Origin of the sequence: Enterococcus sp. AZ170 (assembly GCF_050545135.1) — a bacterium.
Lineage (GTDB): Bacteria > Bacillota > Bacilli > Lactobacillales > Enterococcaceae > Enterococcus_L > Enterococcus_L ureilyticus.
Genome location: NZ_CP172947.1, coordinates 2,764,345 through 2,783,401 on the forward strand (window position 1 = coordinate 2,764,345; position 19,057 = coordinate 2,783,401).

Here is a 19,057-nt window from a genome sequence, read left to right on the forward strand (position 1 = left end):
CGCTAAATTGCGCCTTTTGCTTGTAAAACGGGTGTGATTTTTTCATCAATTTCCACTTTTGATACAATATTTTTCAAATAGATGATCGCTGTTTTTTCCTCATCAATGCTAAATTTCTCGAATTGTGATTGGAAATTTTGAGCAGTGATAATGATATCCGGATTCATAGAAACAGCCGATGAGATATCCGTATGCTCTAGTTTTGCCTCGACTCCTTTTTGATTTAACACATCTTCTGCCGCCATTTGCGCTGCAAAACTACTCCCCAATCCTGCACCACAAACAAATAGAATCGTTAGTTTTTTCATGATGATTTGCTCCTGTCTTGTTTATTTTTGTGTTTCTTTCATACTTTCTTCATACAAAATCGTTTCAAATTCTGTTACAGTCGTACATTGAGCTAAACGGTTTATCTTCGTCTCGTCATTGATCAATTCAATTAAGCTTTTCATAATATTCAAGTGAGAAAATGAATCGACTGCGGCTAAACAAAAAATAATACTTACCGGATCATTCTCCTCATTTCCAAATACAACGGGTTCGGCCATGGTCGCGACACTGATTCCTAGTTTATTCACGCCATCATCTGGTCGTGCATGAGCCAAAGCTAAATGTTTTCCGATCACAATATATGGACCAAACTCTTTGACTGAGGCAATCATAGCCTTGATATAGGATTCTTCAATACTCTTGTCTTTTAACAATGGACGCGCAACGCTTTGAATCGCACACTCCCAATCTGGACATTTTTCTAATAATAAGATATCGCTTTGTTTTAAGACATCTCTCAGCATCGGCTGCAACTCCTTTTTATTTATCTTTAAATTGTTCTTATCAAATGCTTCTTCTAAACTTTGATAAATTTCACTAGAAACGATTCCGCCACTTGTCTTGATCAAATCAAGTACTGCATAAAATAAGTCTGTAGAATCCTTCCCATTATTGATCAAGCGTTGAACTTGTTTATTTCGTTCTAAAAATTCTTGAATGTTTTGACGACTTTCTTCTTTAATGATCGGATCCAAAACTAGAATCGGTAATTCTTGATAGGTCAAGTTGACTGTTGAAAAAATCAAATCGACATCTAGTTTTGAGATCAGTTCCATTTCTCCAGAACTTAAAACAGCTACTACCTCAATGTTGAATAACTCTTTTAGATTTTCTGCTAATAATTTTCCTGTTGCTATTCCGTGGTTACAGATCACAACTGCTTTGTACGTGTATTTCAACTCTTGATTGATCGCACTAACCGATGTAGAAAAATGAATCGTCAAAAAGGCAATTTCATCATCACTCAATTCATTTTTCGTAATAGCTTCGATCGTTGGTGCAAATTTTTTTATGGCTAAATATATCGAAGCATAGTAGCGCTTGATGTTTTCTTTTAAAGGATTTAAAAGTTGGATTTCACTTTTGACTCTATTGATCAAACCAGCCATGTGTCGATATAATCCTTCGTGTAGTGATTCTTCTTTTTTTGAAAAGGGTATTTTTGTCGCTTGTTCGACAGATTGAATGAGCTGGATCGATAGCAATTGTGCTTGGACCCATTCAACAGAAGTACTCATGCTGCCTGTTTGAATCGTCTCTAACATAAACACAATATAATTTATTTCAGCTGTTGGCGGTCTAACTGCAAGTGTTCAGCATAATTGATCTATAAAAGACCGAATCTTATTTTGAACACTATCCGCTATTTCCCAAGATGACGTCACGATCAACTCCTGCCTAAAATAACGACTCAGCCAAACTGTAGTGAACATAACAGAATGATTTCGATAAATATCTTCTCGTGGAGAAATTGATTGATGGTAGACTTGATCTATTTTTTTTAGTATATTTTTAGGCATGTAACGAAATAACTGCTTTTCTGAAGTTGTCAGTCCCATCTCACTTTCATCAATAAACTGCAAATTGTCTATCGCTTGATTGATCAAATCATAAATCATCGTACGAATGGTTCGCTCTGATCCTTTTAAGACGATTCCTTGTTTTGGCATACTCAAAACTTCGATACCATACCTCAAAAGAATCGTTCGAACTCTGCGCATATCTTCATCCATCGTACTTTTTGAAATTTGGTACTCACTTTCTTTTTGGTATAAAAAAATAGGTTGTTCAGACAAAGAAAAAGCCAAAATCAAGTCAAAAATCCGTTCTTCCCGATTCAAATAATCAAATTCATTCTTTTCATCAATCAGGGGTTCCAACTTCGTTCTTTCCTTTAGTTGTAAGGCTAAAAACATTCCTCTTTTTCTGATTGTTTTTATTTCTGGTAGTTCTTGATTTGCTAGAAATTCGTTAATTTCCTTAATTTCATTTCTAATAGTTCTGTTACTGACTCGAAAATCTTCACTTAACTCTTCTAAAGTCACTGGATAGTCTGACCAAATAAAGCGTTTTAGGATTTGTATTGTTCGATCTTTCATCTGTTTCTCTCCTTGTCTGATTTCAGTATATAGCTGTTTGCTGCAATTGATTAGTAGAGATTGTTGCAACATTTACTTGCAAAAATGTAAGCGTAATCATTTTCGAGCAAATAAAAAAAGCTAATTTTAGTATACAAAAAAGAGCATAAAAAAAGTCTAGTTCCATTTTTTTCGGAACTAAACTTTTTTTGACTGTTCGTTACGCTACAGTAAATTTTGTTTCAGAAAGCGAACGCTGTAGCTCATCATTTGAAATTTCTTTGTCACTAATCACGACGGCTGATTTATTTTTTAAATCAACACTAGCTGATTGGACACCTGCAATTTTTTCAAAATTTTCTTTGACGATCGTTACACAACCATCGCATTTCATTCCGTTGATCGTTACTGTTTTTTCCATTGGTAAACACTCCTTATCCTTGTTTTAATTGTACTGCTTTAACTCACTAAATGACACTGACACTGACCAGGAATACAGTTGCAAGGTACTTCTTTCACTGCGGTTTTCTGTTTCTCTTTAAGCAGTGTTTCTAATCGGGTAATATCGTCAACACTCAATAAACTGTCAGTGATGATGGATTCAAGAACTTTACCGACTTTTTTGCTACAAACTTTTGTCAACAGCTCTTGTGAAAGTATTTCAATGCTAGAGCGTTCTTCTACTAAAGGAAAATAAATAAACTTATTCCCAGTCCGCTTTGTGCCCAACATTCCTTTATCGACTAAACGGCTTAGCAACGTTTTAACTGTCGTACTTTTCCACTCAGTCTTTTCATTCAGAGCTGCAGTGACTTCTTTACTCGTCGTTTCTTTCGTTGTCCATGCAACACGCATGACTTCCCACTCTGCATCTGTGATCTTTAATGATTTTTTCTTTTCTGACATAAAAAGTCTCCCTTTTACTATTCTCTTGCTTAACAGCACAAAGAACTACATCCGTAGTCAATCACTAAATTAATAATAACTCTTTTTTATACGTTTGTCAAAGAGGAGAAAGTCATTTGTGAATAGACAAAAAACTTCCGTTAAATTTTCAGAAGTTTTTCAATCTTGTTTTATTGAAAAGAGAGTTTCTTTATTGTTTCAATCAAATGCTCAGCAGTTAAGCCATATTCTTTTTTCAGTAATTCTGGATCCCCGGATTGGCCAAATCGATCTTGAATTCCGATTTTTATCACTTTTGTTGGATAATGTTCTGAAAGATATTCACAGACAGCTGAACCTAAGCCGCCGATTACGCTATGTTCTTCTGCCGTAATCAGCCAAGGTGTTTCTTTAGCTGCTTGTAAAACAAGCTTTTCATCTAGCGGTTTAATCGTAGAAAAGTTTAAAACTCGAAGATCAATTCCTAACTGTTTCAATTTTTCAGCAGCAATCAAAGCTTCTTGTACCATCAAGCCTGTTGCTATAATGGTTCCGTCAGAACCTGTTGTCAGTGTTTCTCCTTCTCCAATTTTAAACGTATTTTTTTCTGCGTGGACTCTGGTCACCGGTAACCGACCTAAACGTAAATAAACTGGTCCAGTATGTTCCATGATTGCTTCTATCGCAGCTTCTGTTTCTAAATCGTCCACAGGATTGAGGATCGTCATGCCCGGAATCACTCGCATCAATGCAATATCTTCAATTGCTTGGTGTGAGCCCCCATCTTCTCCCACAGTTACGCCTGCATGCGTCGCAGCAATCGTGACACTCAACTGCGGATACGCCACACTATTGCGAATCTGTTCATAGGCCCGACCAGCTGCAAAGATAGCAAAACTACTCGCAAAAGGACGTTTGCCACCTAGTGCTAGACCAGCCGCTGTACCGATCATATCCGCTTCTGAAATCCCCATGTTATAAAATTTGGTAGGACTCTCTTTTGCAAAAATTTCTGTTTTTGTTGCCGCAGATAAATCTGCATCTAGCACAACTAAATCTGGATGTTCTTTTAGCTTTACCAACATTTCACCATATGCTTGTCTTGTTGCTTTTTTCATTTTATTCAGCTCCCATTAACTCTGCCAAGGCTAATGCTGCTTCTTCATGTGAAGGAGCTTTTCCATGCCACCCGACTTGATTTTCCATAAAACTGATTCCTTTACCTTTGATGGTTTCACAAACAATTACGCTTGGTGCCTCAGTTTCTTTTTTTGCCATCTGAATCGCTTGAGCGATAGCTGATATGGTGTGTCCATTTACCTGCTGTACATGCCAATTAAAACTAGCAAATTTTGCTCCAATATCATTAACGCCCATAATCGCCTCGTTGGTCCCATCGATCTGTAAGCCATTATGATCAATCAGCACAATGAGCCGATTCAAATGATAATGAGCCGCACTCATCGCCGCTTCCCAAACTTGCCCTTCTTGAAGTTCTCCGTCACCTAGCAGCACAAAGGTAAAACAGTCACTATCGTTACTTCTTTTCGCTAATGCTAGCCCATTGGCAATTGATAGTCCTTGACCTAATGAACCACTTGATGCATCAACGCCATAGGTTTTATTTTTATCTGGATGTCCTTGTAAGTGACTGCCAAATTTACGTAATGTCATTAAATCACTTTTTGGAAAAAAACCTTTATCTGCTAATATCGCATATAAGGCTGGGGCACCATGTCCTTTGGATAAAATGAAATGATCTCGATCTCGTTGTTCATAGTTCTGCGTATTAATCGTCATTTCTTGATAATATAAGGTTGTTAAAATGTCGATTGCTGATAAGGAACCACCGGGATGTCCTGATCCTGCAGCCGCTAATGATTCAATAATCATCCTTCTCAATTCTTGCGCTTTTTTTTCTAACTTTTCCATGCCACACATCCTGCTTTAGTTATTCTTTTTCATTTCTTCGTAAAAAACGTTCAGCAACATCCAAGAAGATTCAGCACCAGGATCTTTGTGCCCTATTGCTCGTTCACCAAGGCGCATTGCCCGACCTTTTTTAGCGATTAATGGAATAGTAGATTCGGCTCCTTCCTGCATCATTTGAATTGCTTTTTCCATGACTGTCAGATAATCTTCCTCATTTTTATGGGCTTGTAGATACTCAATCCCTGGCAGCAGTGCATCTAACATTGTCTTATCTTGTAGTTCTGCTTTGCCTCGGGCTTGAATGGCATCAATACCAGACTGAAGCATCTCTACAAATTCTGGGAAGGTTACTTCTGTTTTCCCTTCAACCTCTTTGCCCATTTTTATGAAAAAGCTGCCGTATAAAGGTCCTGATGCTCCGCCTACTTTAGACAGTAAAATCATCCCAGATTTTTTGAGTAATGAATGAATATCTTCTGTTGTCTGATCCAGCTCTTCGATTTCTTTAGAAATACCGCGAAAGCCAATGCTCAAATTGATTCCGTGATCCCCATCTCCGATGTTCGAATCCAAAGAAGTCCAATAATCTCTTTGCTCTTCTGATAGCTCTGCCATCTTTATAAGTGAGTTTTTAAAAAAGGTTTTATTTGCGATTACTTCTGTTGTCATAGCTCATTACTCCTATCTAAAATAAAATTCTTTTAGGTATTAAGTAATAATCAGTTAAAACAATTATTACTCAATACCTAGGTCCTTATTTGATCGTATACCCGCCATCGATCACAAGGTTTTCTCCAGTGATCAAGTTTGATGCATCAGCTGCTAAAAAGAGTGCACAAGCTGCCACTTCTTCTGGGTAGCCAAAACGTCCAGCAGGGATTTGTTTTTTCATCTCTTCACCAACTTGACCTGCCCAAGCTTTTTTCCCTAATTCCGTCAAAATCACCGTGGGAGAAATACAATTCACATTAATATCATATTGCGCCCATTCATAGGCCAGCACTTTTGTCATCGAAACGATGGCTCCTTTGCTTGCACAATAAGCGACATGATTATCTAATGCCACGACTGCTGCTTGTGAAGCCATATTGATGATTTTCCCACCATTGCCACTGATTAGTTCATTTCCAACTGCCTGTGCGACTAAAAAGCTGCCTTTTACATTGATCGCAAATGTTTTGTCCCAATATTCTTCAGACAGATTTTCAGCATCATCTAGTAAAGCGACACCAGCCGAGTTGACGAGCATGTCGATTTTGCCGAAATGACTTTTTGCTGTAGTAACAGCTTGGATTACATTCTTTTTATTGGTGACATCTACTTTGATCCCAAGGCCATTTTCTTTGAATTTTTCTGAAACAAGTTGTTCTGTCTCGTCTTTTATATCAAAAATAACGATTTTAGCCCCTTTTTGTGCAAAAAGCGCTGCGATTGCTTCACCGATTCCGCTTAACCCTCCAGTGATGATCGCTACTTTATCCGTTAAACCAAAATTAATATCATATCCTTTATACTCCATTTTTTGTACTCTCCTTTTTTAAAGTTTCATATACGGCGTATCACATGACATATCCAACAATTCTTTCAATTCTTCATCTAATCTAACGATTGTGATCGACATTCCTACCATATCCATTGATGTTGCATAATTTCCAACTAATGGTCTGTGGAGAACGATGCCTTTCTCTGTTAATACTTCTGCCACGCGTCGATAACAAACATATAAATCCATGACAGGTAGCCCGCCTAAGCCGTTGACCATGACATGGTACTCTTGACCAGCCTTCGCCTGTGCATCTTCTAAAATATAGCGCAACAGCTGATCTACGACTTTATCAGCTGGTTCTAATTTACTTCGTTTGATTCCTGGCTCACCATGAATCCCCATGCCAACTTCCATGTCTCCTTCATCCATTTCAAAAATAGCTTTTCCTGTGACTGGTAAGGTTGAAGAGGATAAGGCAACGCCCATCGAATAAGTGTTACTATTCGCTTTTTCTGCTAAAGCTTTGACTTTATCCAAATCGTAGCCTTTAGCAGCTGCTGCTCCGGCAACTTTAAAGACCGGTACATCCCCTGCAACACCACGACGATCCGGTACATTTTTAGCGGAATAGACATCATCTGTAATCAGGACTGTTTCTACTCTGATTCCATCTTCTGCAGCTAATTCTACACCCATATCAAAGTTCATCACATCACCAGCATAATTACCGTACATGAATAAACAGCCTTTGCCACTATCTACAGCTTTGACCGCATCATAGCAGGCATCTGGGGCTGGTGAAGTATTGATATTACCAACAACCGAAGCATCTGCAAAATTTTCTCCAACATAGCCGATAAATAAAGGTTCATGACCAGAGCCACCGCCGACAATCACACGTACTTTAGGTTCTTCACTCATTTTTTGACTAACTAATACTCTTTTATTATCAGCAAATCGAACATACTCTTCATGTGCAGCACAGTAACCTTCTAACATTTCTTCGACAACTTCATAGCCATCGTTTACTAATCTTCTCATCTAAATCTCTCCTTCATTTTATAAAAATAATGACAATAAGAATCCACCAAGAATACCGCCAGAAACAGCTGCTAAGACATTTCTATACGACTTTTTCACATTGCCTCCAGTTAAAGCTGACGCAACCCAAACACCAACTCCGGCTGCTAACCCCATATCGACCCAGGCTGTTCCAGATTGTGTGATCATCGGTGTCGAAATCCCATGATTGATACACCACACAGTTCCCACAACAAATGCCGCTGCCATCCAACCACCAATTGCACCCCACTGATCAACCATTTTTCCCCAGATCATTCGAACGGCAAATGGAAATAAAAAGCCGCCTAAAACTGTTGCAATCCCTAAACTAATCGTCATGTTTGATTCCCTCCTTTATTCTGTTTCTGCTAAACGATCTAATTCTTTTTCTGTCATGCCAGGTTCTGGCGCAGTTGCTTCATGTTCGGTCTCTTTTGCCATGCTTTTTTCAATCGCTGCTGCAACAATTCCACCAATGACAGCCCCAATAATAACTAAACCAATTGTTGGTAACGAAGAGACGAGGCTTTCTGTCCCATTCATAAATGTGTCTCGCATAATACCACAGACCCCAATTGCTAATCCCATATCAACAAACGCCGCATCATCTTCGTTTCCGACTAAGTTAACGAAATGATTCATAAACCACATCGGACCAATAATGATAAACGCGGCTAAGTAGCCACCAAAAATGCCGAATGCCCCCAATTGTCCCCAAACCGCCATCACTATCATGCCCGCAATCGTGTAGCCGATCAATCCTCGTATGAACTTCATTGTTTTGCTCCTTTTCTTTATAAATGACTTAACTCTGCAACAACTAGTTGTTTATTTTGTGAAACGGATGCTTGAACCGCAGCAGCAAAGGCTCCTTCTACTAAAGGGCAATCCATGATTTCTACTTTATCTTTTAGCCCTTCATCCTCAATTAAATCGATCGCTGTTTCCGAACTCAAAATAGCGCTTCCAATATCACAAAAAATTAAAATATGTTCGCAATCCCGACAACTCTCTATATAGTCCATAATCATCACTGAATTTGTTCCTAAACGTCCATCGCCTGTCCCACCTGCTGAAATAACCCGCACACCGTCTAATTCACCTGTCATCTCTTCAATCATTTCTTTTGTGCCATCTGTAATTTTTTGACTATGGGAAACCAAAATTATTCCAAACATCCTTTACCCTCCTTGATCATTTTGACGGTCTTCACAATATTCGCATAGCGCTCAGGATCATGACCAAATCGTCCGACAAAAACCCCATCAACATTTTCATCTGAAACAATCAACTGAACATTTTCTTGAGAAACAGAACCCCCATAAATGATTCGTGTTTTTTGAGCTGTTTCATATGAATATAACTCTGTTAGACACTCTCTAATAATTCCATGAACTGCATGGACGTGAACAGCACTTGCTGCCAACGTTTTTCCGACTGCCCAAGCTGGTTCATAGGCTAGAATAACTTTTTCAGCTTGTTTATGCGGGACTTGATTCAATGCTAGGAATAATTGCTTCAATAACAAATTTTTGATTTCTTCATAATCCTCACTATGTTCCGACTCCCCAATGCAAAGAACGGGTATTACTTTTTTTTCTAAGGCCAATAACACTTTTTGATTGATCATATCATCACTTTCACCAAAAATCCTTCGTCGTTCGATATGTCCTAATTCGACGTAGGTTCCTTCCATATCCAGTAAAGAATCAATCGAAAATTCTCCTGTATAGGCGCCATAAGCAACCGGTGCCATATTTTGTGCACCTAACCCAATGTTCGTTTCACGGAGCAATACAGAGACTGGATAAAGAACCCCCATACCCGGACACATAAATTGCTCAACTGCCTCGACTTGTCCCGTTAACTCAGAGATTTTTTGAGCAAAATGTTGCGCTTCTTTTAATTGATTTTGATACATTTTTAAACTGATTCCCACAATCGGTTTTCTTTTCGTCATCACTCGCTCCTCCTTTCTTTTCATTCGGAATCCTTAAGCTGTCATTACTTAAAGATTCCGAATTCGTTTCTTACTTAGTAAAATTTTCCCAGTCTTTCATAAAGGCTGCAATGCCTGCATCTGTTAATGGGTGTGACCACAGTTTTGGAAAAATACTGCCAGGAATCGTGGCAATGTCTGCCCCTAATTCAGCAACCTCTTCAACATGTTTCAAATTGCGAATACTAGCGGCGATAATTTCAGTAGAATAACCATATTGATCCAATACATTTCTTAAATTTTTGATCAAGGCTAAACTATCTGTTCCAATATCATCCAGTCTACCTACAAATGGACTAATAAACGTTGCCCCTGCTTTGGCTGCCATCAATCCTTGGGCAACGGTGAAAACAAGCGTCACATTGGTTTGGATATTTTCTTTACTCAAAATATGAACCGCTTTCAAACCTGCTTCTGTCATAGGAATTTTTACCACAACATTCTCTGCCCATTTGGCTATATCGCGGGCTTCTTTGAGCATTCCTTCTGTGTCAAGTGCAATGACCTCTGCACTTACAGGACCTTCTACAAGTTCACAAATTTCTATGATGACTTCTTTAAAATTTCGGCCTTCTTTAGAGATGATTGTCGGATTTGTTGTTACTCCATCCACTAAACCCAATTCATTGATTCTTTTAATTTCATCAACATTGGCTGTATCAAGAAAAAATTTCATCTGTCTCGCTCCCTTTCTTTGTGGGTTTACTTGCTAAATTCGGATTCTTTTTGCATAATTTGATCGATTTTTCGTGCAGAATTTCCACCTTCGAATTTTACCGAAAGATATTCTGATACAACTTTTTTTGCCACTTCTATGCCAATAACTTTTGACCCCATGGTAATGATTTGCGCATTATTGCTTAATTGCGCTCGCTCTGCTGAATACGTATCGTGGCATTGCGCTGCTCTAACTCCCGGAACTTTGTTTGCAGCCATCGCCATGCCGATACCTGTTCCACAAACCAAGATGCCACGTTCAATTTTGCCCTCATTAATGCCTTTGGCTACCTCAAAAGCAATATTCGGATAATCTACTTCGTCTGGTGAAAAACAGCCAAAATCGATTACTTCTATTCCTAAGGTTGCAATATAGTCTTTTAATTGATTTTTCATTTCAAATGCATTGTGATCTGAGCCGATCCCGATTTTCATTTTCTCCACCTCTTTCGTTGTCTACATTCATATTAGCTTTTAACCTTCACTTTGTCAACGTTTATTTTCGTTTGTTTTCGTTTTTAATAAAAAAGAAAGTTATCGAAAACAAAAATTAAAAGTAATCTGTCTAGAGATTAGGTCAATATAGCCTTTTTCAGAGAGAACAATTAAACTTTTAGAGTGAATGAATTGTTTCATTTTTTCTTATAAGACAAAAAACGAAAGTAAACGACAACAAATTTGTCATTTGACCCTTAATCCTGTATACTTTAGCTAACATAAGGAGTTAAGGAGGAATAAAAATTGTATACAGACCAAAGAAGAGAGAAGATTTTGTCCCTATTGCAGGAACAAGAGTCTGTATCTGTTAATGGATTAACAGAAGTTTTAAATGTCTCCAGAGCCACGATTCGCTCTGATTTAAACTATTTAAGTAAGAATAATCTTTTGATTCGTACACATGGCGGAGCCATTCGCAGCAAAGAGGATGAAACGCTTAAAATAGACAAAAATTATGATATTCGCAAACAAAAGAATATAGATAAGAAAACACAGATTGCCAAAAAAGCCTTAGCTTATATTCAACCTGGTGAATGTATTGTGTTAGATGCTAGCTCAACTTGTTATGAGTTGGCAAAATTGATCGATCAATCTGATTTAAAATTAACGATTTTAACGAATGGTATCCGGACAGCGTCGTTATTGAAGGAAAATTTTAATTTGACGGTGATTTTAATCGGTGGTGTTGTTAAGGGCTCTTCCAATGCGGTTGAAGGAATTCTAGGGATTGAGATTTTGAAGAAGCTAAATATCGATACCTTGTTTACTTCGGCATACGCGATTTCTTCCTCTGAAGGTTTATCTGATTTTAATTTATATGAAGTGGAATTAAAAAAACGTATGGTAGAAATTGCACCACATACGATCGCATTGATCGATAGTACTAAATTTGAGAAAAAATCAATTGCAACATTTGCTAAATTAAATCAATTAGAAGTGTTGATTACGGATGATCAATTATTGGATGACGTTAAAAAATATTATGAAAATGATGTTAAAATTTTGTAAATCAATTTTTTTATTCGTAATAAAATACCTAGCTTTTGCCTTTGATAGACAGGAGCTAGGTTTTTTTCATATTTGAGAAAATACCTTGAATTACAGTGTTGCTATAACCTATGAATGAGCTTTTGTTGAATAGGTAGTATATACCAGATCATTTTTTTCATATACATGCTCAACTTGTAAACTAACCGGTCCATTCAACTCATTGAATAACCGAATCCCTTTTCCTAAAATCGTTGGGATTGTTGTCAGAATATAGGTATCAATCAAGTTTGCTTCCACTAAAGGTGCAATAATACTAGCGCCACCAACGACCCAGATTGCTTTTCCCTCTTGTTCTTTTAATTCCTGAATCAACTTTACGGGCCCTTGATTTGTAAAAAACAGCTTGTCTGTACTTTTATCTGGATGACTCGTGATGACATAAGATAGCTGTTCTTCATAGGGATACTGCTCTGGAGATAATTCATTGACTACTTGATCATAAGTCGTTCGCCCCATCACCACTGTATCGATCTTTTCCATTAATTCTTGGTAACTAGTATCCTCTTCTACTAATTCAATCCCGCCACCTAAAAAATCAATACTACCATCTGGCTCTGCGATATATCCATCAACACTTGCTGCGATATATAAAATAACTTCTCTACTCACAAAAAAACCTCCATCTCAATTAAACGTTCTCTTACCTCGAACTATTTATTGTACCTGTTTTAACGCTTTCGTCAACTACTTTGTCTAACAAAAGAAGCATAGTTGAGAGGAAGTGCATGCCTTCTTTCAACTATACTTCTCTGCTTTTTTGATTATTGCTTCGTAACCATCTTTTAAAATAGCTTGTCTTGTTGTTTCACCTAAACAGTATAGCATCGGCATTTCTTTTAAGGTTGTATTTTTAAAAACTGCAAAAAAACGTTGCCATAAGGACGGACTTGCTAGATAAACTGAGGTTATTTTGTCGGCCAATAAAAGTGTTTTTAGCTTTTGTTGATTTTTCTGAGGAACGTAATTGTCATACAGAATGGGTGTAAACAATTGATGCCCCTTTGCTATTAATTCGCTTTCGCCAAGGTTATCTGCTAAATTACTTTTTGGATATAAAATTGATGTCGGCTCTCTATTACAAGCTGCCCAAGCTTCAAATAGATGCTTTTTTGTTGGGCGTGGTGCTTGAAACATTAATTTTACGTTATTCGCTAAGAGGACTTGAGCAGTCTTCTCACCGATCACAGCAAATTTTTTCTGTTCAACATCTCTTTTACTTATTTGCTGAAAAAAGAATTCCGCAGCATGCTGACTTGTTAGAAAAACCCACTCACTCTGTTTTAGCATTACTTCAAAAGATTGCCCCATTACTCGTCTTTTTAACTCAAGTAAAGGAATTTCCACTGTTTCAAACCCTTTTTGCTGAAAATAAAGACAATCGTCGACATTATCCTGCGGCAACCGTGTTAGAAGAATCTTTTTCATCGTGATGCCTGATCCATTTCGTTTAGCAAGTCAGCTGCTACTTGCTTTCCAACACCGACTAATTCTTGTACAACAATACTTTTAGTGAATGACTGTTGTAATTCTTTATCGCCTAAGAACCCTGAAAAGTGATAGCCGTTTTGTTTTTGAACAGCATAGGCTCCAATCGGGATGTCACAATTTCCATTTAACATTGCTAAAAAAGCCCGTTCTTCCATAACTAATCTTCTTGTTGATAAATCATCGATTGGTCTTAAAAAGTCGTTCATCGCTTGATCCTGACTGCGACATTCTACTGCTAAAGCTCCTTGTCCTACAGCTGGAATACATTGTTCGCACGTTAAAATATGATAAGGGTGCGTAGGATCAGCAAACCAATTCAATCGCTTTAACCCTGCAACAGCTAAAACAATGCCATCTAGTCCTTGCTCTTCCATTCGTTTCAAACGAGTCCCCACATTCCCTCGAATCGATTCCACTTGAATATCTTCGCGTAAATTTTTCATTTGAAATTCACGTCGTAAACTACTCGTTCCGATTCTAGCAGTGTTGGGCAACTCTGCTACAGAGCTAGCTTCTCTAAAAATCAGACAATCAGCTGGATCACTTCTTTCTGGAATCGCAGCTAGTGTCAAACCATCTGCAACTTTTGCAGGCATATCTTTTAAACTATGGACCGCAAAATCGATCGAGCCTTTCAATAAAGCCTGCTCTACTTCATTGATAAATAATCCTTTTCCACCGATTTTAGACAAACTAACAGAAAGCATTTGGTCTCCTTTAGTTGTCATTGGAACAATTTCAACTGGAAAATCACCATGAGCCTCTTTCAGTAAATCTAATACGATCATTGTTTGTTTCATTGCTAAAGGACTATTTCTGGTACCGACACGGACGGTTTTCATTCAATTTACTTCCTTTTTCTTGACTTCTCTTTTTATCATACTAGATTTTATTTTTTTGACAACTGGCCAGTGCCAACTTTATATGCTAAGAAATAAAGCCCTGCTACAAAGAAACCTCCGCCAATGATATTTCCCAGATAGACACTCACCATATTTTGCCCAAAAGCCGACCAAGTATTGCCGCCTAAAAGAATCCCCATCGGAATCAAAAACATATTTGCCACAACATGTTGGAAGCCACAAATCACAAAGCCCATGATTGGTAGGAAAATCCCTACAATCTTACCAATGAAATCTTTTGCCGCAAAATTTAAATACACGGCTGTGCTGACTAAGAAATTACAGGCAATCCCTGAAAGAAATCCTTGTAAAAAAGTATCTTTGGTTCGACCAAGTGAAACTTGAATTGCTCGTTCAGCAAAATCCCCTTGTAAAGCGCCGCTTAAATAGCCAAAGAAGTAGGCTACAAATAAAGAACCGATCAGATTGAAAAGCGTCACGATCACAATATTTCTCAGCCATTCTTTGCCACTGATTTTTCTAGCAAACAACGCCATCGAAACAACCATCATGTTTCCCGTAACCAGTTCTCCCCCAGCTAACAATAAACAAATCAGCCCAAACGGAAACACAGCTGCACCGATCACATTTACCAGCGACCCCCATTCCTTTGGCATCGTTCCCATTGCTCTAATCATCGCAATCCCTGCAACAGCGATAAAAACACCTGCTAAAAATCCTAATACTGCTAACGTCAAAAAACTAGCACGCGCTTTTTGCACGCCTTTTTCAATTGTAACATCCACTATTTCTGGTGGTTGAAGTGATCCCATATTTACCTCCTTGATTTAAAAGCGAAGTGGGCTCGTTTAGCTCTGACAGAAAAATAGGAAAATATGTTTGTGACGCTCTCTGTCACAGGCAGATTTTATCTTTTTTTCGAGAGACTAGCCCGCGTAGCTTAATTAATTTGCTCATTTAAAACATCCCATTGATTTTTATACATCCTCGTCAATTCTTCATCCAAATACACAACTTCATCAAAAGAGTGATCACTTAAATACCACTGATGCACCTCATCAAAACGCTGATCACGATGCTCACCAACTTGAATTGCATACACATCAGCTCCTTGTTGTGTATAAGCCAAAATCGTTTCAAAATCGATTTTCTCAGTATCAAGCAACAAAATTTTATGTCCAAACAACGGCAATTGTTCAAACCAATCCGCACCCTTCCGACAAGAAACGACCTTTCCTAAAATGATCAACGCTGGATTTTGAACTTGATGCTCTTCAATAGTTGCTACCATCGTTTGAATCGTGGCTGTGATCGTACGCTGACGACCTAAGCTTCCCCACTCAACGATTGCCACTGGTAATTGTGGTGAAACCTCTTGCTCTAAAAGTTTCTGCTGTGTACTTTTGACTTTTTCTACGCCCATATATAAACAAATCGTACCGTTTGCTGTCAGACCTTTAAAATCAATTGATTCGTCCGCTTGACGATGAGCGGTTGCTAGCGTTAATTTACTACTATACTCACGGTGCGTTAGGGGGATTCCACTATAACTACTAGCAGCCGAAGCAGCGGTAACCCCAGGAACGATTTCATAGCTGATTCCTTCACTTTGAAGTGTACTGATTTCTTCTCCTACACGACCAAAAATACCAGGATCGCCGCCTTTCAACCTCACCACGATCTGATCTCGTTGTCCTACTTCTACCAATAATTGATTAATATTTTTTTGCTTTAATACATGATTTTTCGGATATTTCCCGCTATAAATAAAACGTGCCGAATCTTTTGCAAGGTACAATAAAACTGGATGAACCAATCGATCGTAAATGATCACATCTGCTGATTCCAGTACTCTTTTCCCTTTAAGTGTCAATAGCTCAGGATCTCCCGAACCAGCACCAACAAAATAAACTTTTCCCATAAACTACACCACGATATAAACAAGATCATCTTCGACAATCGTTTCATACGCGCGAACGCACCCTTCATCTGGCTCTTGGACTTGCCCATCATCCAAATTGATTTTATAGTCATGTAATGGACAAAATACATAGTCACCAGAAACGGTTCCTTCAGCTAAAGGCCCTTGTTTATGTGGACAAACATTTTCAATTGCTTTGACACGATCATCGCTTAAACGAAACACAGCAATTTTCTGCTGTCCAACGATCACTTCTTTGCCCATTCTAGGTGCTAACTCTTCTAATTGCCCAACATAAATTTTTTTCATTTTTATACTCTCCCCACTGTGTATAACTCTTGCTGTGTTTTATGATCTTCAACCACTTCATCCCAAGGATTGCCGCGACGTCCAGCAACTGCTTCATCAAGTGCCGCTAGCAATTCTTGACGTTTTTCAGCATTTAGCAAGACTTCTTTCACAACCTCAAAGCCCATACGTTCGATCCATGGTGCAGTGCGTTCTGCATAGATACCCGTTTCTCGATAATATTGCAGCATAGCTCCACAAATATCGATCACTTCTTGCTCTGTTTCCACGGTCGTTAGTAATACTGCTTCTTTGACTTCTGTTCCGCCATTTCCACCAACATAGATTTGGAAACCATTTTCCACGCCGATGATGCCAAAATCTTTCACACCACTTTCCACGCAACTTCTTGGACAAGCAGAAACACCCATTTTGAATTTATGTGGGGTATCGATAAACTCATAACGTTGTTCTAGTTTGATACCAAGTCCCATTGAATCTTGCGTACCAAAACGACAGAAATTCGCACCCACACAGGTTTTCACTGAACGAACCGCTTTTGCATAGGCACCAGCTGCTTTCATATCTAGTTCTTCCCAGATTTTTGGTAAGTCTTCTTTTTTCACTCCGTATAAGCCAATGCGTTGGCTACCGGTTACTTTGACCATTGGTACATCATATTTTTCTGCCACTTTGGCAATCAATAGTAATTGCTGTGGATTGGTTTTCCCACCACGCATTCTTGGAATCACTGAAAATGTACCATCGTTTTGGATGTTAGCATATAGTCGTTCGTTGACATAACGAGATTCTTTTTCATCCTCATGTTCTTTAGGCCATGCTACATTTAAATAAAAATTGATTGCGGGTCGGCACTTTGGACAACCTTCTGGATTGGTAAAATCCAGTTCACGATAGACTTCTTCAGAAGAAGTTAATTTTTTTGCGTAGATTTGGGTTACGATTTGATCTCTTGTTAAATCAGTACACGCGCAAATCCCAGTTGGTGCAGAAACGACCTCGCCACCTAAAGCATAAGCCAAGACATCGCCAATCACTGATTTACATTTTCCACAAGAACCGCCTGCTTTGGTGTGTTTGGTCACATCTGCCACAGAGGTCAAGTCTTTTTCATTAATTGCGGTCATGATCGTTTTTTTATCGATTCCGTTACAACCACAGATCACTTCATCATCTGGCCATTCGCTTACGTCAGCGCTAGCTTCTTCACCCACCATATGCAAAAGAGAAACTGGTGTATAGTCTTCAATGCTTTCGTTTTTCTTGAGAATATTATAATAGCGATTGCCTTCACTTGTATCTCCGTAAAGAACAACACCGATAACTTGATTGTCTCGAACAAAAATTTTCTTATAAGTATAATTTAAACCGTCAAACGCTTCGATGCTGTTGATTCCCTCTGTCTCTTTAATCGTTCCAGCAGAATATAAATCGCAGCCAGAGACTTTTAAAGACGTGAAAGTAGTACTCCCTTGATAAGGTTTCGCTTCACGATCTGTCAGCACATCCGCTAATACTTTGCCTTGTTCAAATAATGGTGCAACTAAACCGTAGACATTGCCGTTATGTTCAGCACATTCACCTACTGCAAAAACATCTGGAATATTGGTTTTCATAAAATCATCCACAACGATTCCACGGTTGACTTCGATAGCCGTTGTTTTTGCTAGCGTTGTTTCTGAACGAATCCCGATCGACATCACGACCATATCCGTTTCAATCGTAGTTCCGTCACTAAAAGCTAAACCAGTAACACGATTTTCACCAAGGATTTTTTGCGTAGCTTTTTCCATTAAAAATTTCAACCCTTGTTTTTCTAAATCGGCTTGTAACATCTTCCCTGCTTTTTCATCTAACTGAGTTTCCATCAGCCATTTTTCTAAATGAATAACCGTTACGTCCATTCCTTGATCTAACAACCCTTTTGCCGCTTCTAAGCCAAGTAAACCGCCACCAATCACGACGGCTTTTTGGTATTTTTGAGCTGCTTCAAGCATATTTTCTGTGTCATCGATTGTTCTAAAGCCAACAACACCAGGTAGTTTAGCACCTTCAACAGGTAAAATAAATGCTCTGGAACCTGTAGCTAAAATACATTTATCATAAGAAATTTCTTTCCCTGATTGTGTCGTGATCTTTTTATTCGTAGTATCCATTTGAACGGCTGGATCATGATTGATCAACTCAATCTGATTTTCTTCATACCATTCGAGTGGGTTCGTGATGATTTCTGAAACCGTCATTTTCTTTTGTAAAACATTACTTAGCATGATTCGGTTGTAATTTGGATAGTTTTCTTCTCCGATGATCGTGATTTGATAGCGTTCAGGGGCACGATCTAAGATTTCTTCTATTGTACGCACACCAGCCATACCATTTCCAATTAAGACAAGCTTTTCTTTCATTCTATATAAACTCTCCTTTTGTGATTTTTTGAGC

The 19,057-nt window shown here is 38.4% G+C and carries 22 protein-coding genes and 1 pseudogene; 1 reads left to right on the top strand and 22 read right to left on the bottom strand.

The window, feature by feature from the left end; genetic code table 11:
• Positions 1-2: 2 nt before the first annotated feature.
• From IGJ55_RS13365 to rpiB, 15 genes and pseudogenes are all read right to left on the bottom strand, one after another.
• Positions 3-308 (bottom strand): PTS sugar transporter subunit IIB, encoded by a 306-nt coding sequence (locus IGJ55_RS13365; protein WP_069639016.1) that lies wholly within the window; start codon positions 306-308, stop codon positions 3-5.
• A 21-nt stretch (positions 309-329) separates the two neighbouring features.
• Positions 330-2,429, bottom strand: a pseudogene (locus IGJ55_RS13370) (BglG family transcription antiterminator).
• A 199-nt stretch (positions 2,430-2,628) separates the two neighbouring features.
• Positions 2,629-2,829, bottom strand: coding sequence for a heavy-metal-associated domain-containing protein (locus tag IGJ55_RS13375; RefSeq protein WP_207121064.1), 201 nt, complete (start codon positions 2,827-2,829; stop codon positions 2,629-2,631).
• A 38-nt stretch (positions 2,830-2,867) separates the two neighbouring features.
• Complete coding sequence (locus tag IGJ55_RS13380; protein ID WP_207121063.1) at positions 2,868-3,314, bottom strand: CopY/TcrY family copper transport repressor; 447 nt, start codon at positions 3,312-3,314, stop codon at positions 2,868-2,870.
• Between the two features lie 170 nt (positions 3,315-3,484).
• On the bottom strand, positions 3,485-4,411 hold the full coding sequence (locus IGJ55_RS13385) for a transketolase family protein (RefSeq protein ID WP_430606629.1): 927 nt from the start codon (positions 4,409-4,411) through the stop codon (positions 3,485-3,487).
• A 1-nt stretch (position 4,412) separates the two neighbouring features.
• Positions 4,413-5,225: a transketolase gene (locus tag IGJ55_RS13390; RefSeq protein WP_430606630.1), complete on the bottom strand. Its 813-nt coding sequence runs from the start codon at positions 5,223-5,225 to the stop codon at positions 4,413-4,415.
• Between the two features lie 15 nt (positions 5,226-5,240).
• On the bottom strand, positions 5,241-5,894 hold the full coding sequence (gene dhaL / locus IGJ55_RS13395) for a dihydroxyacetone kinase subunit DhaL (RefSeq protein WP_069639010.1): 654 nt from the start codon (positions 5,892-5,894) through the stop codon (positions 5,241-5,243).
• Between the two features lie 85 nt (positions 5,895-5,979).
• Positions 5,980-6,744 (bottom strand): SDR family oxidoreductase, encoded by a 765-nt coding sequence (locus IGJ55_RS13400; RefSeq protein ID WP_430606631.1) that lies wholly within the window; start codon positions 6,742-6,744, stop codon positions 5,980-5,982.
• An 18-nt stretch (positions 6,745-6,762) separates the two neighbouring features.
• A complete protein-coding gene (locus IGJ55_RS13405; protein WP_430606632.1) occupies positions 6,763-7,752 on the bottom strand; it encodes a dihydroxyacetone kinase subunit DhaK in 990 nt (329 codons plus the stop codon).
• 18 nt (positions 7,753-7,770) lie between these two features.
• Positions 7,771-8,112, bottom strand: coding sequence for a Lin0368 family putative glycerol transporter subunit (locus IGJ55_RS13410; protein ID WP_069639007.1), 342 nt, complete (start codon positions 8,110-8,112; stop codon positions 7,771-7,773).
• A 15-nt stretch (positions 8,113-8,127) separates the two neighbouring features.
• On the bottom strand, positions 8,128-8,550 hold the full coding sequence (locus IGJ55_RS13415) for a Lin0368 family putative glycerol transporter subunit (protein ID WP_069639006.1): 423 nt from the start codon (positions 8,548-8,550) through the stop codon (positions 8,128-8,130).
• A gap of 17 nt (positions 8,551-8,567) precedes the next feature.
• The gene (gene dhaM / locus IGJ55_RS13420; protein WP_069639005.1) at positions 8,568-8,951 is read right to left on the bottom strand and encodes a dihydroxyacetone kinase phosphoryl donor subunit DhaM; all 384 of its coding nucleotides are present in this window, start codon (positions 8,949-8,951) and stop codon (positions 8,568-8,570) included.
• Positions 8,939-9,733, bottom strand: coding sequence for a triose-phosphate isomerase family protein (locus IGJ55_RS13425; protein ID WP_429948826.1), 795 nt, complete (start codon positions 9,731-9,733; stop codon positions 8,939-8,941). The genes dhaM and IGJ55_RS13425 overlap by 13 nt, the downstream gene beginning before the upstream one ends.
• A 70-nt stretch (positions 9,734-9,803) precedes the next feature.
• A complete protein-coding gene (fsa, locus tag IGJ55_RS13430) occupies positions 9,804-10,448 on the bottom strand; it encodes a fructose-6-phosphate aldolase (RefSeq protein WP_069639003.1) in 645 nt (214 codons plus the stop codon).
• 26 nt (positions 10,449-10,474) lie between these two features.
• Entirely contained in the window at positions 10,475-10,924 is a 450-nt protein-coding gene (gene rpiB, locus IGJ55_RS13435) for a ribose 5-phosphate isomerase B (RefSeq protein ID WP_069639002.1), read from the bottom strand.
• Positions 10,925-11,230: 306 nt separating this feature from the next.
• Here rpiB and IGJ55_RS13440 point away from each other — a divergent pair, with 306 nt between their 5' ends.
• Complete coding sequence (locus IGJ55_RS13440; protein WP_429948824.1) at positions 11,231-11,995, top strand: DeoR/GlpR family DNA-binding transcription regulator; 765 nt, start codon at positions 11,231-11,233, stop codon at positions 11,993-11,995.
• 108 nt (positions 11,996-12,103) lie between these two features.
• Here the strand turns inward: IGJ55_RS13440 and IGJ55_RS13445 are convergent, their stop codons facing one another.
• The 7 genes from IGJ55_RS13445 to nirB all read right to left on the bottom strand — a co-directional run bounded on the left by IGJ55_RS13445 (position 12,104) and on the right by nirB (position 19,023).
• Positions 12,104-12,646, bottom strand: a complete 543-nt coding sequence (locus IGJ55_RS13445; RefSeq protein WP_069639000.1) for a dihydrofolate reductase family protein — start codon at positions 12,644-12,646, stop codon at positions 12,104-12,106.
• 126 nt (positions 12,647-12,772) lie between these two features.
• Entirely contained in the window at positions 12,773-13,462 is a 690-nt protein-coding gene (locus IGJ55_RS13450; protein WP_207121055.1) for a uroporphyrinogen-III synthase, read from the bottom strand.
• Positions 13,459-14,367, bottom strand: coding sequence for a hydroxymethylbilane synthase (gene hemC / locus IGJ55_RS13455; RefSeq protein WP_430606633.1), 909 nt, complete (start codon positions 14,365-14,367; stop codon positions 13,459-13,461). Before hemC ends, IGJ55_RS13450 begins: the two co-directional genes overlap by 4 nt.
• Before the next feature lie 47 nt (positions 14,368-14,414).
• Positions 14,415-15,200 carry a formate/nitrite transporter family protein gene (locus tag IGJ55_RS13460; protein ID WP_207121053.1) on the bottom strand — a complete coding sequence of 262 codons (786 nt, stop codon included), beginning with the start codon at positions 15,198-15,200 and terminating at the stop codon, positions 14,415-14,417.
• Positions 15,201-15,328: 128 nt separating this feature from the next.
• Positions 15,329-16,309, bottom strand: a complete 981-nt coding sequence (cobA, locus tag IGJ55_RS13465) for a uroporphyrinogen-III C-methyltransferase (RefSeq protein WP_207121052.1) — start codon at positions 16,307-16,309, stop codon at positions 15,329-15,331.
• Positions 16,310-16,312: 3 nt separating this feature from the next.
• Positions 16,313-16,618 (bottom strand): nitrite reductase small subunit NirD, encoded by a 306-nt coding sequence (nirD, locus tag IGJ55_RS13470; protein WP_207121051.1) that lies wholly within the window; start codon positions 16,616-16,618, stop codon positions 16,313-16,315.
• A gap of 2 nt (positions 16,619-16,620) precedes the next feature.
• Positions 16,621-19,023 carry a nitrite reductase large subunit NirB gene (gene nirB, locus IGJ55_RS13475; RefSeq protein WP_430606634.1) on the bottom strand — a complete coding sequence of 801 codons (2,403 nt, stop codon included), beginning with the start codon at positions 19,021-19,023 and terminating at the stop codon, positions 16,621-16,623.
• Between the last annotated feature and the right edge of the window lie 34 nt (positions 19,024-19,057).

Coding starts and splice junctions, on each gene's coding strand:
- fsa (WP_069639003.1), bottom strand. CDS start 10,448: ATGAAATTTTTTCTTGATACAGCCAATGTTGATGAAATTAAAAGAATC.
- nirD (WP_207121051.1), bottom strand. CDS start 16,618: ATGAAAAAAATTTATGTTGGGCAATTAGAAGAGTTAGCACCTAGAATG.
- IGJ55_RS13375 (WP_207121064.1), bottom strand. CDS start 2,829: ATGGAAAAAACAGTAACGATCAACGGAATGAAATGCGATGGTTGTGTA.
- IGJ55_RS13425 (WP_429948826.1), bottom strand. CDS start 9,733: ATGACGAAAAGAAAACCGATTGTGGGAATCAGTTTAAAAATGTATCAA.
- IGJ55_RS13390 (WP_430606630.1), bottom strand. CDS start 5,225: ATGGAAAAGTTAGAAAAAAAAGCGCAAGAATTGAGAAGGATGATTATT.
- hemC (WP_430606633.1), bottom strand. CDS start 14,367: ATGAAAACCGTCCGTGTCGGTACCAGAAATAGTCCTTTAGCAATGAAA.
- IGJ55_RS13385 (WP_430606629.1), bottom strand. CDS start 4,411: ATGAAAAAAGCAACAAGACAAGCATATGGTGAAATGTTGGTAAAGCTA.
- IGJ55_RS13460 (WP_207121053.1), bottom strand. CDS start 15,200: ATGGGATCACTTCAACCACCAGAAATAGTGGATGTTACAATTGAAAAA.
- dhaL (WP_069639010.1), bottom strand. CDS start 5,894: ATGACAACAGAAGTAATCGCAAATAAAACCTTTTTTAAAAACTCACTT.
- nirB (WP_430606634.1), bottom strand. CDS start 19,023: ATGAAAGAAAAGCTTGTCTTAATTGGAAATGGTATGGCTGGTGTGCGT.
- rpiB (WP_069639002.1), bottom strand. CDS start 10,924: ATGAAAATCGGGATCGGCTCAGATCACAATGCATTTGAAATGAAAAAT.
- IGJ55_RS13450 (WP_207121055.1), bottom strand. CDS start 13,462: ATGAAAAAGATTCTTCTAACACGGTTGCCGCAGGATAATGTCGACGAT.
- IGJ55_RS13400 (WP_430606631.1), bottom strand. CDS start 6,744: ATGGAGTATAAAGGATATGATATTAATTTTGGTTTAACGGATAAAGTA.
- cobA (WP_207121052.1), bottom strand. CDS start 16,309: ATGGGAAAAGTTTATTTTGTTGGTGCTGGTTCGGGAGATCCTGAGCTA.
- IGJ55_RS13365 (WP_069639016.1), bottom strand. CDS start 308: ATGAAAAAACTAACGATTCTATTTGTTTGTGGTGCAGGATTGGGGAGT.
- IGJ55_RS13380 (WP_207121063.1), bottom strand. CDS start 3,314: ATGTCAGAAAAGAAAAAATCATTAAAGATCACAGATGCAGAGTGGGAA.
- dhaM (WP_069639005.1), bottom strand. CDS start 8,951: ATGTTTGGAATAATTTTGGTTTCCCATAGTCAAAAAATTACAGATGGC.
- IGJ55_RS13415 (WP_069639006.1), bottom strand. CDS start 8,550: ATGAAGTTCATACGAGGATTGATCGGCTACACGATTGCGGGCATGATA.
- IGJ55_RS13405 (WP_430606632.1), bottom strand. CDS start 7,752: ATGAGAAGATTAGTAAACGATGGCTATGAAGTTGTCGAAGAAATGTTA.
- IGJ55_RS13410 (WP_069639007.1), bottom strand. CDS start 8,112: ATGACGATTAGTTTAGGGATTGCAACAGTTTTAGGCGGCTTTTTATTT.